This window comes from Priestia sp. RMT2NF4 (assembly GCF_047872835.1).
In the GTDB taxonomy this organism is placed as follows: domain Bacteria; phylum Bacillota; class Bacilli; order Bacillales; family Bacillaceae_H; genus Priestia; species Priestia zanthoxyli.
This window is the reverse complement of record NZ_JBLQZO010000001.1, coordinates 179161-193536: the sequence shown is the minus strand read 5'-3', so window position 1 is coordinate 193536 and position 14376 is coordinate 179161. Positions and strand designations below refer to the sequence as shown.

The window sequence follows — 14376 nt, the reverse complement described above, 5'->3', positions numbered from 1 at the left end:
AAGTCGGTTTACAAAGTATGTAAACCGACTTTTTCTTTATTTCATATCTAACAGTTTGGTTTTTAAATCTTTTTCCATTTGATACAGCTCTGATTCTGCCTCGGTACGCTTCGTACGCCCTTCTTCTTGTATCTTTAGTACTTCTTCTAACGTAGTAATCAAGTCGGACTGCGTTTTTTTCAATGTTTCGATATCGACAATCCCTGCCTCGTTTTCACGAGCTACTTCAATTGTATTCTGCTTGAGCAGCTCTGAATTTTTAGTAAGCAAGTCGTTTGTTGTCTTAGATACTTGTTTTTGGGCTTCCATTGCTTTCTTTTGGCGCAATAAAGTGGTTGCGATGACTACTTGATTTTTCCAAAGTGGAATAGCTGTTAAAATAGAGCTTTGAATTTTTTCCACAAGGGTCTGATTGACTTCTTGAATTAATCGAATCTGCGGTGCACTTTGAATGGCAATTTGACGGCTCAGCTTTAAATCGTGCACTCGTTTTTCTAGCCTATTGATAAATTGATTTAAATCATTGACCTCCTGAGCCATCAAGTAGTCATTTTTTTGAGAGGCTGTTTGCTGCAGCTGGGGCAGCGTTTCATTCTGCAGCCCCACTAACTTGTATTCTGCCGCTGCAATGTAAACGTTAAGCGCCTCATAAAACTGTTTATTTTTATCATATAAGCTATCTAACATTGTAATGTCTCGATACAGCATTTGTTTTGAGCGCTCTAACTTATCTGCAATTTTATCAATTTCAACATTAATGCTTTGATATTTTGTTAATAAATTTTGAATAGGTCTAGAGACTCCTGAAAACAATCGACCGATGACTCCTTTTTTCTTTGAAGAAAAGTCATCGGGATTTACTTGGCGAATCTTACTCATCAAATCTCCTATAACGTCTCCTACTGGTCCTGTATCTTTCGTTTGAACATGCTGTAGTACAGATTGAGAAAACTGAGATAGTTCTGACTGAGCTGCTACCCCGTACTGTAAGATAGCCTGCTGATTTTTATAATCAATTTGATTTGCGATTTTCTGTGCTTTTTCCTGATATTCCGGTGTCAAATCATCGTATGTGCTTCTTTTTGCAGCGCGAGTATCCGGTTGTAACTGCGGGGTAGGCGAAGCAAAAGGATCATCAAGCAGCGCATCTAACGATTTATTTTGATCATATTCTTTCATCATAAAATCCCATCCTTTGCATTTACATTACTTTGTGCGATTAGTAGCTGTCGGTATATACGGCTGCTCTTCTTCAAATGCTTGCTTTAGCACTTTAAGCTCTACATCTAATGTCAGCTTATCTTGTGAAAGAGCATTTGTTAATAAATGCTCATACTTCCCTGATAACCCGCGCAGCATGTCTTCCGCTTCATGAAGACTTTCTTTTACTTCTATGCTTTTCGTTGGTTTTGATAATAAAAACATATACCTTTCAATGACGGTAACCGTTGATTGTAAGTAGTTCGTAAAAAAGGGCTGAACATCTTTATATCGTGCGGGCTCTTTTTCTACCATTTCAATGATGCTTTTGCCTACTTTGTATAGTTTAGAAAGTTCTGTCCACATATGAACAGACCGAATTTTAAAACGATAGCTTCCAATGGTTCTTAATTGCTTTCTTGCCTCTTTTACTTGATGACGCACGTATGCAATTTCTTCTCTATATGGATTTTGATAATGACGTCGAGCACTGCTCATAATAAAAAACAGGCTCATCACGACCATTACTCCTATACTAATGCCAACGGATTGAATCATCGTGGTACTGAATCCAAAATAGCTGACCGGAACGGCTACTGCTCCTGTTACCCAAATGGCAAGAATCTTTTTTATGATTCGAACGACTTTCATCGCTTTCACTCCTATCTTAAATGTGACCGAACTTTTAAACGTATACATATTATACCATTGTCTTCTCATCTCTTAAAACGATTACTGTTATAATTTATATACGGATAAATCCCTTAAAAGTTTCACAAAACAAAAAAACAGGCAGCTTTTATAGCTGCCTGTTTTTTATTGATCTTCGCGCTTGTTGTAATCATACTTCGAACGTTCAATTGGTTTGAACCCTTCTGGTGTATGAAAGCGGAGTAAGTCTCCGTAAACAAGTTTATCTGATAGTTCTAGCTTTTTCTTAACTAGTTCATCATACTTATCATACTGTTTCGCTTCCTTATCTGAAAGCTGCTTGCCCGTTGCGTTGTCATACACTTTCTGATCAACTTTTGTTACCTTCGGTGTAACAAAGTCACCGTTACGGAAAGGTACAACTTGCTGATGTTCTTTTGATAATAAGTCTGTACCAAAGTCAATATAGTCTTTTGTATCAAGACCTAATAAATGCATCACTGTTGGACGAACATCTACATCTCCACCATACGTATGATTTACGCCGCCTTTAAGGCCTGGTGAAGTAATAAATAATGGTACGCGCTGCAGTTGAGCTTGTTCAAAATCATTGATGTTTTTACCCATTACTTTGCCCATTGCACGCTTATGGTTTTCAGAAATACCATAGTGGTCACCGTACATCACAACCATCGTGTTGTCTGCTAAGCCAGAGGCCTGTAAGTCCTCAAAGAATTGCTTAATTGATTCATCTAAATAACGAGCCGTTTGGAAGTATTGGTCAACTGACTTATCTCCCGTATTATGAGGTCCAATCGTTTGGTCTTCCTTATCTAATGGATAAGGGAAGTGGTTTGATAACGTAATGAACTTCGCGCTAAATGGCTGCTTTAAGCCTTTTAGGTACGGCATTGATTCTTTAAAGAAAGGTTTATCTTTTAAACCATAGTTCAGCGTATCTTCGTCTGACATATTGTAATAAGCTGAATCAAAGAATTTTTCTACACCCATTGATTTATACATCTCATCACGGTTCCAGAACGATTTTCCATTTCCGTGGAACACAGATGTTGTATAGCCTTGCTGATCTAGAATACCAGATAGCGACTGATAGGTGTTATTTGCTTTTGTTGTAAATACAGAACCTTGAGGTAAGCCGAATAATGAGTTCTCCATCATGAATTCAGCATCTGACGTTTTACCTTGCCCTGTTTGATGGAAGAAGTTATCGAAATACATTGTGTTCTGATCTTTTAATAGTGAATTTAAGAATGGCGTTACTTCTTCACCATTTAACTTATAACCAATCATAAATGACTGAAGTGATTCTAATGAAATATAGATAACGTTTTTGCCTTTTGCTTGACCGAAATATTCTTTGTTCGGTTCAGCATACGTTGCTTTTGCATAGTTCTCTACCTCAGCCACATCACTGCTATCTGCTAGCGCGCGCTGTGCTGAAGATTTCGAGCTCTGGATGATGTCATAGATCGTATAGTTATACGTTCCTAAATATTTCACTAAATAGTTGCGGTCAAATGTTCTTGTTAATAGTTGAGGACGATCCATTTCCGCTAGTGCGATGTTGGCACTTAAGAATAAAATCCCTGATAAAAATACACCTGTCACAGTACGTCGACTAATTGTTGCTGGTAAGTCAACTTTTTTCCATAATACTAAAACTAAAAGAATAAAGAAATCTGTGAAGTATAAAATATCAGTTGGGCTAATTAAAGCCATAGCACTGCCGCCTAATTGACCAAAGTTGTTTGACTGAGTCAATACAGGAACAGTAATAAAATCATTAAAGAAGCGATAGTATACTACATTTGCGTACAGGATGAATGAAAGTAAAAAATTCATTCCAAGCAGTGCTCGTACTTTTCCGCGCCCTTTAAATAGTAATGCAATGGCAAAAAAGAAAATTGCCGAACCAATTGGGTTTATGAAAAGTAAGAACTTTTGCATAAAATTATCTAGCCCTAAGTTAAATTCGATACGATAAACGGTATACGTTTTAATCCAAAACAACAAAACTGCAATTAGAAATAACGGCAGTTGTTTCGAAAAAATATTTTTACCGTTTGTCATGAGCTGTTTCATATTCCCACCTCTGTCTCTATTGAAATTTAAGCTCACTTTTATTTTTATAGTAAATGTAAAAAGAAATCTCCCTTACAAAAAATGTAAGAGAGCTAATCTGTTCTTTCACATTTTAACTCTTTAAAAAAAATTGTCAACACCGCTACGTATAATTTTCACCAAACGTGAGAAAATAACTACTTTCTTATTCCCAGCTCTATCGGCTTTCAAACACAAATATATCCTGCGCTTTTTTCTTCTCACTATTTAATACGGACAGCTTCTCTTTAGGTTTCACTATTTTATATTTATTTTTTATTTTGTCCACTATACATATAAATTTAACACTTGCCTTAGTTTTCCTTCTGCTTTACAAGAGAATGCATAAAAGCACTTGTGAATATTTGTTATATCAATGCCTCTTATTTTCTTTTCTTTCTACAGTAAACCACATATTCTGAGTTATTTCTTTCTTTAAATATGAAAAAAATGTGTCAGTTTGCATCGAAAATTTTTATTTTTTTACCTTTTTGTTTATAATATAAATTATAAATATTATTTGAAATTTCAGATCTCTTTAATATTTGATCTAGAAAGTGCATTTTTTATATAAAATTGGAATGAGTACGGGCTACGTATACTTGTATACCTAGAAGTTTAAACGTCTTACATTTTTATAAAGGAGAAAAAATGAAAGAATGTATTGTTTTCATTACAAATATTATTAATGTATTGCACGATGGATTAATTTATATTTTTTATTTACTAGGATTTTCTCTTTCAGATAAAGAACTTCACTTCTGGATTATTGGCATTATTGGACTGCTCACGTTTTTAAGCGTTTATATGATCTTTAAATTATTGTCAAAATGGAAATTTAGTATTACAGCTATTTCTTTTATCTACACTCTTACCGTTATGCTTGTCTTAGTTTTTGCTATTGAAATTCAGCAAGGAATTACCACTCGAGGCAACATGGAATTTGATGATGCAATAGCAGGCTTATGGGGATTTTTAGTGTTTTTTAGTATTTATATCGCCTTTGCTTCTTTTTTTCTTTTATCCAAGAAATTATTGTCTTCAAATAAGGAGAAAAAGATAAAAACCGAGGCCCCTACTCGGAGCCAAAGGCATGTTAATTAATTTCGTTTGAGTTTTAAAACGACTTGATGAATCCGTATTCGATTATATCGTTGAACCAAAATAAACGGTACGTTTGCAATAATCGCATAAATAACCATCCAAACACCTATAGAAGGAGAGTTCCATATAAAAAAAAGAATAGAAGGAAGTATGCTGATCCAGTGAGTTAACTCTGCTCGATTTGTTTCCATTAAAAAAAGCTGTGCATATTCCTTCGTTCTACTCTCCCATTTCTTTTTATAAAACCCTCGTTTAAATAGCTTTCCTGCATCAGGAAGCCACGTTTTCCATCGGTGTACCCCGAATTTTTTATATATTCCAACTGTTTCCCAGCTGTGAACCTTAAACAGCGCAAGGTCTTTTTTTAAATAAAAGGCAGAAATTTTTGTGCACCTGTAGGCGATGAACATGTGAATCACAAACCATGCCATGATATTAATTAAGAGCTGAGCGCCTGTCATTTTATCACTTTCTTCTTTTTTTCTTCTTCTATAGATATGCTGCGTTCTTTCCATTTAACTTGCTTTCTCACCGCTGTTTGGATGAAAGACCATACGAATAGGCCCAGAAAAAACAGCACGTGAATAGGAAATAAGCACAAAGAAAAAAAAGTAAACGAACCTATTTTTTTTAAGCTATTAAATAAGAGACTGACATAGCAAACATAACTGCTAATTGCCAAGCCTGCATGTTGATTCCATAGAGTAGGTAAAAAAAGAACATAATTAATCATGCTAGTAAGCCATAAACTTACTAGAAATAAATAAATGGCTTCCGTTTTCCCCGCACCTGAAGCAAAGCTTTTACTCCACCCTCTTATCAGGCTTTTCATACCATCTGGATACATGCGCATGGAAAGAGCTCCTTGTCCACTCATACACGTAATAAATTCACCTTGTTTGCTCATTTTCTCAACCAGTGCCATATTTTCAACCACTTCTTTTTTTATGCCTTCGTGGCCTCCGCTTTGAAAGTAGGAGGCTGCGCTGCAAAGCAAGCACTGCCCGAAACCGACGGAAGGACTTTTCCAATTTTTAAAGGGGTGAAAAGCGCCAATCGATGCAAACGTAACATAGTGAAATAAAGCAGAAAACATTTCATAAGGCCTCTTAACAAGATGATAAGGATGAACCGACAGCACCCCCCCTTGCTGTTGATAGTAGAAAAATACTTTTTCAATTCCGTCTTTCTCTACTGTAAGATCAGCATCTAAAAACAAAAGCACCGAGCCTTTTGCTTCTCTTGCTCCATTCCAGCATGCCCATGACTTTCCTAACCATCCAGCTGGAAGTGTCCCCGGGTGCACTACTTTTACGCCAAATGCTTTGGCTACCCGCTCAGTATGATCTGTTGAGTTGTCATCTACAACAATCACTTCAAAGTCAGCGTTCTGTAACTGGAGTGACTGCAATAAAAAGGTAAGGTTTTTTTCTTCATTTCTAGCTGGAATAATAATGGACAAACATGACATATCGTTTCTTACTATTTTTACACGTTTAAATGTAGGGATAGTGATGACAAGCGTACCTGTCAAGACAAGAGCAACCAGTAAAAAAGACATCTCTTTCTCCTTTCCTTCACGTATGAAAATTAGCGAACTGGACAAAATAAAAAGTTGTAGACCTATTTTTATTTTGCGTGAAGTCATTTTATACACATTGTTGACAACTCGCTTTTGTTTTATAAGGAGGAAAAAGATGAAAAAGAAAGTAATTGTTGTAGGCGCAGGTTTAGGTGGTCTGTCAGCTGCTATTCGTCTGTCAGCTGATGGATATGATGTAACAGTCGTTGAAAAAAGCGAGCGAATTGGCGGTAAGTTAAATATTCGCAGCGGCAAAGGGTTTTCTTTCGATACGGGACCTTCTATTTTAACAATGCCGTGGGTGCTAGAGCAGCTGTTTGACAGTGCAGGCCGCAATATCCACGACTACTTGACAATAGAACGAATTGAGCCTCAGTGGAGAACTTTTTTCCAAGATGGAACACAAATTGATTTGACCAGTGACCTTCCTCGCATGCTTCAGCAGCTTCAAGAACTTGCTCCAGAAGACATTGAAGGTTTTTTTGACTATTTATCTTATGCAAATAAAATGTACGAATCGAACTTAAAAAGTTTTTATAAAAAAAGTTTATCTGGACTGCACGATTTACGAACGATGCACACGGTAAAAGAACTGCTTCAAATGGATCCAATGAGATCTATGGATGCTACTACACGCAAATATTTTTCAAACAAACATTTGCGTCAATTGTTTAATTTTTTAATTATGTACATCGGCTCTTCTCCTTATCATGCACCGGCTGTATTAACACAGCTTGCTCACGTTCAGCTAGGATTAGGTATTTATTACGTAAAAGGCGGAATGTACAAAATTGCTGAAGCGATGGATAAGCTCCTTCAAGAACTTGGCGTCACTGTGCATCTAAATACGCCGGTAAAAGAAATCACAACAAGCGGAGCAAAGGCAACTGGAATTACACTAGAAAACGGTGAAAGCCTATCAGCAGATGTTGTGGTATCTAATCTAGAAGCCATTCCAACTTACCGCTATTTATTAAAAAATCATGCGCAAGCAGCTAAGCAAACTCAGCAGCTTGCAAAATTTGAACCTACTGTTTCTGGCCTTGTTCTTTTATTAGGGGTTAACAAACAGTACAAACAGCTTCAACATCATAATTTCTTCTTCTCAAAGGATCAGAAAGAAGAGTTTGATACAATCTTTAACAAAGGTCAAGTAGCCATGGATCCGACAATTTACATTGGCGTATCGTCTAAATCAGACCCTACGCAAGCTCCTGAAGGAAAAGAAAACCTGTTCGTTCTTACTCATGTACCTCCTTTAAAAGAAGGCGACGACTGGGCTGCATTAAAAGACCGCTACCGTGATGTCGTACTAAAAAAGCTTGAGGCAATGGGATTAGAAGACTTACGTTCCAGCATTGAGTTTGAATATACGTTTACTCCTAACGATATCCAAGAGCTTTACGGCGCTAACGGTGGGTCCATTTATGGCGTAGCAACTGACCGTAAGAAAAATGGAGGGTTTAAAATTCCGGCAAGAAGTCAGCTTCTTTCTAACCTTTATTTTGTAGGAGGCTCTACACACCCTGGAGGCGGCGTGCCGATGGTGACATTATCAGGTCAGCTTACAGCGGACGCGATTAATGAAGATTTTCAAATTCCTCGTATGCAAAAAGATATTGGATAATGAAAAAGTGCAGGAAATTCCTGCACTTTTTTTAAAAGTTCATTTTTGACTGTCCACCGTCTACGTTTAATGTCGCACCTACTATCCATGAAGCTTGAGAAGATGCTAAAAAAACAACGGCGTTTGCCACTTCTTCTGGCTCTCCAAAGCGCCCTGCGGGTATTTCATTTTCAACAAACTGCTTAATCTTTTCCGGATTTTCATCCATTCTTTTTTTCCAATTACCCGTTTCATGCAAGATGCTTCCAGGCGCTACTCCATTTACACGAATTCCTTTAGAAATCATTTCATCTGCAAACGACTTTGTAAAGCTGATAAGCGCTGCTTTTGCGTTATTGTACGTGACTTTCCCTCCACTTTCTCTCCCAAAAATAGACGTAACATTAACGATTGCCGCATCTTTTGTCATACGAGCTGCTGCTAGCTTGCTCAAGTGGACAGCTGAAAAGTAGTTTAGCTCCATTGCTTCCTGAAAAAGAGATAAATCTGTTTCCATTGCCGTGCTTCCATTACTTCCTCCAGCGTTATTAATTAAAATATCAATACTCCCAAAGTCGTTAATGAATTTCTTAATTAACGCAACTCTATCCGCTTCGTTTGTTAGATCTGCTGTATATGTACGTACGTTTTCTAATTCTGACTGTGCATGCTGTAATGCTTCCTCTCCTCTTGCAGCAATTCCAACGTTTGCTCCTTCTTGAATAAACAAAGCAGCTATAGCTTTCCCAATCCCTTTTGATCCACCGGTAATGAGTACATTTTTACTTTGCAACTGTAAATCCACACGTATCCCTCCACGTTAAATGATAACTACTATACTTTCTATCATATCCCACCGCGTCTCAAAATTAAAATCATATACTACTTTACCTTTTACTTCCTTTCAAAGTGTGTTCTTTATGGATACATTCTTTGAATTTATTGTCAGAACTCTTAGCAAAAACAAGCCTTTGCGTGATATAATGCTTTTTGGTGTAAATGTTTTCAAATTGGGGGTTTTTTAATGCAACAAACGTTTTCAACGTCTCAAAAAGTTAAGCAGTTCGTTTTTATTTTATTTCCGATATTGGTCACCCAGTTTGGAATGTTTTCAATGACTTTCTTTGATACGATGATGTCAGGAAGAGTTAGTGCAGATGACTTGGCAGGGGTAGCAATTGGTTCGAGCTTATGGGTGCCTGTTTTTACAGGGCTAAGCGGAATTTTAATGTCTATTACACCAATTGTTGCACAGCTGGTGGGAGCTAATCAAAAGAAAAAAGTTCCGTTCTCTGTCATTCAAGGGCTTTATGTCTCCATTTTAATGGCCGCTGTTATCATTTTAATCGGCTTTTTTGTTGTTAGTCCTATCTTAAAAGGAATGAATTTAGAAGCAAACGTGATGCGCATTGCCAAACAGTATTTAATCGCTTTATCTTTTGGTATTATTCCGCTTTTTATTTATACGGTTTTACGAAACTTTATTGATGCTTTAGGGCAAACTCGTACGTCTATGCTGGTCACCATTTTAGGGCTTCCGATTAATGTGGCTTTAAACTATGTATTAATCTTCGGTAAGCTGGGCTTCCCTCACTTGGGTGGCGTAGGCTCTGGTTATGCAACGGCCATCACATATTGGTGCATACTTGTCATATCGATTTTAATTATTCATAAAAAAGAGCCTTTTTCTAGCTTCGGTTTATTTAAAAAATTTCACCGTATCTCATTTTCTGCCTGGAAAGAAATATTAAAAATTGGTTTACCTATCGGTTTTTCCGTATTTTTCGAAACAAGTATTTTTTCAGCTGTCACGCTGTTTATGAGCTCATATAATACCATTACAATCGCTTCTCACCAAGCAGCTATTAATTTTGCCTCATTTCTCTATATGATTCCACTGAGTATTTCGATGGCTTTAACAATCGTTGTAGGATTTGAAGCGGGTGCTAAACGGAATCAAGATGCACGAAGCTATAGCAGAATTGGTATAACAATTGCTGTTGGCATGGCTTTTGTTTGCGCAGGTCTTTTATTTACTCTTCGAGAATCCGTAGCATCTTTATATACAAAAGATGCAGAGGTACTGGCATTAACTTCTCACTTTTTGATTTATGCAATTTTCTTTCAGCTTTCTGATGCTCTTCAAGCTCCTATTCAAGGTGCGCTGCGAGGATATAAGGACGTAAATGTAACCTTTTTAATGTCCTTGGTATCTTATTGGGTAATTGGTCTACCTTTAGGCATTGTGTTAGCAAAATACACCGATTTGCAGGCGTTTGGCTATTGGGTTGGACTAATTGCTGGGCTCGCTGCAGGAGCAACAGGACTTGCGTATCGTTTGATAAAAATACAAAAAAAGCAGCTGCTAGAGGAGGATAAATCTTCTCGAACGGCTTAAACCAAAAAAGAACGTTCTCAAAAGAACGTTCTTTTTTGGTTTAAAGATGGATGGATATTCTTCCTTATACTAAGACCTAAAACTTCTTATTTATTTAAGGTACGCTCTAACTCTTGTAAAAGCTGTTCCGCACCTTTTTTACTTAACACAACGTTTCCATTACCAAAGGTTAAGTTTTCACGCGTAATTTCCCCAGTTACTAAGCAAGCACCATACGGGCTATACTTTTGTAAAATAATAATATCTTCATCAACATATATTTCTACTGGATCACCTGTGTTGATATTTAAAATACGGCGCAATTCAATAGGAATTACTACGCGACCCAATTCATCTACTTTTCTTACAATTCCTGTAGACTTCATAAAATCCATTCCTTTCATAGTAAACAAATAATATCTTCTCGATACAAATCTAGTCAAATTCGTCAGAGTTGCTAAAACCAAAATGCTTGAATGATGGTCTGATAACGGTTTATAAGTTCTTAAAATATGGCAAATAACGTATTAAATAGATTTATATACACTTTGTATCATATCAATTCGTACACTATTTATGAATAGTGCATAATCTTTAAAATCGAATTCATCCATATATGTTAAAAGTGTGTATTTTATCCATAATATAACTATATATCCATCTTTTACACTACTTTGTACCCATTTTATAACTTTTATTCCGACATAAGACGACAAAATCAGCTATAGAAAAAACGTGTCTTTTCTAACTAAAGACACGTTCATTTGGACCCGAAGTTGTCACGAATAGCTTTTTGAATCATAGCTTCACACCGCTCCAGCTCTACTTTTAATTGTTTTTTATATAATTTAGCTTTCTCTTCTCCCTCATTTGTAAATGTATAATAAACCACTTCTTGAAGCTTCATTCCTTCTTTTTTACGCTTCACCTGTTTGAGGACACCGTCTTCAATCAAGTCATGAAGAGCTTTGTATACCTCAGAATGATTAGGTTTGAATCCAAAAGGTCGAAATTCATCTCTCAACACATCTAATAACCGAAGGCCATACAGACGCTCTTGCTCCGTCATTGTAATCATATATAATTTTAAGAAAGCACGTTGTTTTAATAGAAAACCACTGGATGTACGCTTTTCTCTCATCTCAACTTCCCCCTTCACATACTTGCTTTCATTTAGAATAATAGAAAGCTCTATACGTAATTATACTTTTTTTATTCTACATAATCCTTCTTTTTCACTCAAAATCTCTTTTTTTCCTCACATTTTTTCACTTATTTACGCATTTTTCTCATTCTTTGTAAGCAGGCATTGAATTTTCTTTTTTTCATATATATAGAAGGAATTTACGTGAATATAAGGAGGGGTTCCTTTGAGTAAAAAATATGAAGAGATTGATTGGGGTTCAATTCAGCATAAGGTAGAAGATATGCTTGGAAATCACTTTTGGAGCGATTTAAATCACATCTTGCCAAAGCGATTTCCAAACGTCGATTTATATGAAACCGATAAAGAAGGCATTATCGTCGTTGAAGTTCCTGGACTACATTCCACTAACGACATTCAAATTAAGTTGGACGCAAATATATTAACAGTTGAAGGGAACGTTCCTTATGCTTATGAAGCATCTAAACAAAAGCTAAAGCTGAACGAACGCCATACAGGCGTATTTTCTCGCACGGTCAAACTTCCTTTTCACTACACGGACGAACCAGTTCGCGCTAAGTACAAAAATGGTTTATTGGAAATTCGACTGAATAAGATAGAAAATGATCAAACCATTGCTATACAGTTTGAAGATGATTAACTGCACGTAACAAAAACCCTTCTGCTAGCAGAAGGGTTTTTGTTAGAGCGCTGAACTTAACACAACGTTTCCTTTTGGCGTCTTATTATTCGCGTTCGGTTCTAAAGTAATGGCCATAACATCCCACTTTTCACTCTGTTCTTTTTGGCTCATCGTATAGACCACTGTCCCATTTCCATTTTTATCTGTTACAAAAGCACCTGCCGGGTGAGGCTTATCACCTTTTATGAGCCATACCTGATAGACTTCATTCCCTTTTACATTTTTCAAGTTATTCGCTTGAATGACCACATTTAAATTTCCACCTTTTTTCGTCAGAGATGCTGTTGCTTCACCAGAAACATTCGGCTCTGCCTGCAGCTTCATCGTTTTCTCAGATGTAAGAGGTTCATTTTGAGGAGCAACCGAAACATTTGGTTCTTGTTTGCCTTTGTCTCCATCTTTCAACAGAAAGTAGCTGTTTCCTACAAGGGATAAAATAAGTGCCGCAGCTAATCCAATAATGACGGATTTTTTATTTGATTTCTTAGACGCAGCATATTGTTTTTCATTTTTTAAAGCTATTGATTCTCTCTTTGTCTCACCTTGATCTTCTTCGAATACATTTGCAAGTATTCGCTGTTTCATTTCTGGAGGAGGAGATTGCTCTGGTGTCAAATACGTTAGATCTCCAAGAACTTCCTCCAGTTCTTTTAGTTCATCCTGACAGCTTTGACAGTTTTTTAAGTGCATTTCAAACTCTTTTTTCTCATGGGAAGTCAACTGATCATTATAGTAATCAATTAGTTTATCGCACATACTCATGAATCAGCTCTCCCTTCTGCATCGGTACCTAAATATGTTTTTAATTTCCGCAACGCTAATCGCACCCTACCCTTTACTGTTCCTAATGGGATTTGCTGCTCTTCTGCTACTTTTTGCTGCGTTAATCCCTTAAAATAAACGGATTGAATAATCTTTTTTTGGTCTTCAGACAATTTTGATACAGCGTGCCGTACTCTCTGCTGTTCTTCTTTCCACTGAAGGTGCTCGTCAATCTGAGGATGATCATCTTCAATAAAATCAAAAATTTCTTCTGAGAAAATAGGATCGTTTTTTCTTTTTCTCACCATATCAATCGCGGTGTTTCTTGTAATCGTAAACAGCCATGATGAAAACTTCCCTTTTTCATCGCTGTAAACTCCCTTTCCTCTCCACAGCTTAATAAATACTTCTTGAACAGCTTCTTCAGCAATATCAGAGCTATTTGTTAACCGGTATACAAACGAATAAAGAATTCGCTCGTACTTGTCATACAGCAGTTCAAGGGCTTTTTTGTCTTGTTCTTTTATTCTATTGTATAAGACAACGTCGTTTTGCTCTTTCATACCCTTCTCCTTTAACTCTTATGAGTCCTTATTATATAATCGAATTACCTTTGCATTTGGATCACTTTCACATCTTTTAAACGTACCTTTATTTTTCAAAAATGACAAGTAATTATACTTTTTTTATGGAATAGGAGCGAAATTGTCCAATGAAACATTTGATTCTTTTTGATGGCATATGTAATTTATGTAACAGCAGTGTTCAATTTATTATTAAACATGATGAACAAGCTTTGTTTTCTTTCGCCTCTCTTCAATCAGATTTCGGAAAGCAGCAGCTCGCCTCTCACGGCTTACTTCCTGAGCAATTAGACAGCATTGTATATATCCATGGAAAACAAAGATATATAAAATCAACGGCTGCTTTAAAAATCGCCAAGCGCTTAGATGGACCCGTTAAATTTTTATATGCACTTATTATCATTCCTGCGCCTATTCGAGATATCGTATACAACTGGATCGCTCGCAACCGATATAAGTGGTTTGGCAAACAGCAGCACTGCATGCTCCCAACTTCTGATACAAAAAAGCGATTTGTCGATGACTAAAAAAGCTCGGCACAT

Annotated in this window: 15 protein-coding genes; 5 read left to right on the top strand and 10 right to left on the bottom strand. The window is 36.6% G+C overall.

The features are described from left to right. Positions 1–36 precede the first annotated feature (36 nt). From ACMX9J_RS00945 to ACMX9J_RS00935, 3 genes are all read right to left on the bottom strand, one after another. On the bottom strand, positions 37–1182 hold the full coding sequence (locus tag ACMX9J_RS00945; protein ID WP_098626775.1) for a toxic anion resistance protein: 1146 nt from the start codon (positions 1180–1182) through the stop codon (positions 37–39). A gap of 24 nt (positions 1183–1206) precedes the next feature. Then, positions 1207–1851 (bottom strand): 5-bromo-4-chloroindolyl phosphate hydrolysis family protein, encoded by a 645-nt coding sequence (locus ACMX9J_RS00940; RefSeq protein ID WP_028413622.1) that lies wholly within the window; start codon positions 1849–1851, stop codon positions 1207–1209. 165 nt (positions 1852–2016) lie between these two features. Continuing rightward, complete coding sequence (locus ACMX9J_RS00935; protein WP_013056729.1) at positions 2017–3954, bottom strand: LTA synthase family protein; 1938 nt, start codon at positions 3952–3954, stop codon at positions 2017–2019. Between the two features lie 669 nt (positions 3955–4623). Here ACMX9J_RS00935 and ACMX9J_RS00930 point away from each other — a divergent pair. Then, positions 4624–5076 (top strand): hypothetical protein, encoded by a 453-nt coding sequence (locus ACMX9J_RS00930; RefSeq protein ID WP_013056728.1) that lies wholly within the window; start codon positions 4624–4626, stop codon positions 5074–5076. On the opposite strand, the gene ACMX9J_RS00925 is transcribed toward ACMX9J_RS00930, so the two are convergent. Both ACMX9J_RS00925 and ACMX9J_RS00920 read right to left on the bottom strand, forming a co-directional pair. Continuing rightward, positions 5073–5591 (bottom strand): glycosyl-4,4'-diaponeurosporenoate acyltransferase, encoded by a 519-nt coding sequence (locus tag ACMX9J_RS00925; protein ID WP_228307693.1) that lies wholly within the window; start codon positions 5589–5591, stop codon positions 5073–5075. The genes ACMX9J_RS00930 and ACMX9J_RS00925 overlap by 4 nt on opposite strands. Continuing rightward, on the bottom strand, positions 5534–6637 hold the full coding sequence (locus ACMX9J_RS00920) for a glycosyltransferase (RefSeq protein ID WP_416225315.1): 1104 nt from the start codon (positions 6635–6637) through the stop codon (positions 5534–5536). The genes ACMX9J_RS00925 and ACMX9J_RS00920 overlap by 58 nt, the downstream gene beginning before the upstream one ends. Positions 6638–6773: 136 nt before the next feature. Here ACMX9J_RS00920 and ACMX9J_RS00915 point away from each other — a divergent pair, with 136 nt between their 5' ends. After that, on the top strand, positions 6774–8285 hold the full coding sequence (locus ACMX9J_RS00915) for a phytoene desaturase family protein (RefSeq protein WP_028413625.1): 1512 nt from the start codon (positions 6774–6776) through the stop codon (positions 8283–8285). A 31-nt stretch (positions 8286–8316) separates the two neighbouring features. Here the strand turns inward: ACMX9J_RS00915 and ACMX9J_RS00910 are convergent, their stop codons facing one another. Beyond that, the gene (locus tag ACMX9J_RS00910) at positions 8317–9069 is read right to left on the bottom strand and encodes an SDR family NAD(P)-dependent oxidoreductase (protein WP_028413626.1); all 753 of its coding nucleotides are present in this window, start codon (positions 9067–9069) and stop codon (positions 8317–8319) included. A 219-nt stretch (positions 9070–9288) separates the two neighbouring features. Between ACMX9J_RS00910 and ACMX9J_RS00905 the strand changes: the two genes are divergently transcribed. After that, complete coding sequence (locus tag ACMX9J_RS00905) at positions 9289–10662, top strand: MATE family efflux transporter (RefSeq protein WP_028413627.1); 1374 nt, start codon at positions 9289–9291, stop codon at positions 10660–10662. A gap of 86 nt (positions 10663–10748) precedes the next feature. On the opposite strand, the gene ACMX9J_RS00900 is transcribed toward ACMX9J_RS00905, so the two are convergent. Beyond that, positions 10749–11027, bottom strand: a complete 279-nt coding sequence (locus tag ACMX9J_RS00900; protein ID WP_025752053.1) for an AbrB/MazE/SpoVT family DNA-binding domain-containing protein — start codon at positions 11025–11027, stop codon at positions 10749–10751. Positions 11028–11401: 374 nt separating this feature from the next. Further along, positions 11402–11782 carry a helix-turn-helix transcriptional regulator gene (locus tag ACMX9J_RS00895; protein WP_013056721.1) on the bottom strand — a complete coding sequence of 127 codons (381 nt, stop codon included), beginning with the start codon at positions 11780–11782 and terminating at the stop codon, positions 11402–11404. 229 nt (positions 11783–12011) lie between these two features. On the opposite strand from ACMX9J_RS00895, the gene ACMX9J_RS00890 reads away from it, so the two are divergent. Beyond that, the gene (locus tag ACMX9J_RS00890) at positions 12012–12446 is read left to right on the top strand and encodes an Hsp20/alpha crystallin family protein (RefSeq protein WP_013082862.1); all 435 of its coding nucleotides are present in this window, start codon (positions 12012–12014) and stop codon (positions 12444–12446) included. A gap of 42 nt (positions 12447–12488) precedes the next feature. On the opposite strand, the gene ACMX9J_RS00885 is transcribed toward ACMX9J_RS00890, so the two are convergent. Next, positions 12489–13250 (bottom strand): anti-sigma factor, encoded by a 762-nt coding sequence (locus ACMX9J_RS00885; protein WP_028413628.1) that lies wholly within the window; start codon positions 13248–13250, stop codon positions 12489–12491. Then, positions 13247–13813 (bottom strand): RNA polymerase sigma factor, encoded by a 567-nt coding sequence (locus tag ACMX9J_RS00880; RefSeq protein ID WP_028413629.1) that lies wholly within the window; start codon positions 13811–13813, stop codon positions 13247–13249. Before ACMX9J_RS00880 ends, ACMX9J_RS00885 begins: the two co-directional genes overlap by 4 nt. A 149-nt stretch (positions 13814–13962) precedes the next feature. Here ACMX9J_RS00880 and ACMX9J_RS00875 point away from each other — a divergent pair, with 149 nt between their 5' ends. Further along, on the top strand, positions 13963–14361 hold the full coding sequence (locus ACMX9J_RS00875; RefSeq protein ID WP_028413630.1) for a thiol-disulfide oxidoreductase DCC family protein: 399 nt from the start codon (positions 13963–13965) through the stop codon (positions 14359–14361). Positions 14362–14376 lie beyond the last annotated feature (15 nt).

What these genes read in the sequence shown, in the direction of transcription:
- ACMX9J_RS00940 (WP_028413622.1), bottom strand. Translation starts at nt 1,851, where the DNA reads ATGAAAGTCGTTCGAATCATAAAAAAGATTCTTGCCATTTGGGTAACA.
- ACMX9J_RS00875 (WP_028413630.1), top strand. Translation starts at nt 13,963, where the DNA reads ATGAAACATTTGATTCTTTTTGATGGCATATGTAATTTATGTAACAGC.
- ACMX9J_RS00945 (WP_098626775.1), bottom strand. Translation starts at nt 1,182, where the DNA reads ATGATGAAAGAATATGATCAAAATAAATCGTTAGATGCGCTGCTTGAT.
- ACMX9J_RS00925 (WP_228307693.1), bottom strand. Translation starts at nt 5,591, where the DNA reads ATGGAAAGAACGCAGCATATCTATAGAAGAAGAAAAAAAGAAGAAAGT.
- ACMX9J_RS00880 (WP_028413629.1), bottom strand. Translation starts at nt 13,813, where the DNA reads ATGAAAGAGCAAAACGACGTTGTCTTATACAATAGAATAAAAGAACAA.
- ACMX9J_RS00915 (WP_028413625.1), top strand. Translation starts at nt 6,774, where the DNA reads ATGAAAAAGAAAGTAATTGTTGTAGGCGCAGGTTTAGGTGGTCTGTCA.
- ACMX9J_RS00935 (WP_013056729.1), bottom strand. Translation starts at nt 3,954, where the DNA reads ATGAAACAGCTCATGACAAACGGTAAAAATATTTTTTCGAAACAACTG.
- ACMX9J_RS00895 (WP_013056721.1), bottom strand. Translation starts at nt 11,782, where the DNA reads ATGAGAGAAAAGCGTACATCCAGTGGTTTTCTATTAAAACAACGTGCT.
- ACMX9J_RS00920 (WP_416225315.1), bottom strand. Translation starts at nt 6,637, where the DNA reads ATGTCTTTTTTACTGGTTGCTCTTGTCTTGACAGGTACGCTTGTCATC.
- ACMX9J_RS00900 (WP_025752053.1), bottom strand. Translation starts at nt 11,027, where the DNA reads ATGAAGTCTACAGGAATTGTAAGAAAAGTAGATGAATTGGGTCGCGTA.
- ACMX9J_RS00930 (WP_013056728.1), top strand. Translation starts at nt 4,624, where the DNA reads ATGAAAGAATGTATTGTTTTCATTACAAATATTATTAATGTATTGCAC.
- ACMX9J_RS00905 (WP_028413627.1), top strand. Translation starts at nt 9,289, where the DNA reads ATGCAACAAACGTTTTCAACGTCTCAAAAAGTTAAGCAGTTCGTTTTT.
- ACMX9J_RS00885 (WP_028413628.1), bottom strand. Translation starts at nt 13,250, where the DNA reads ATGAGTATGTGCGATAAACTAATTGATTACTATAATGATCAGTTGACT.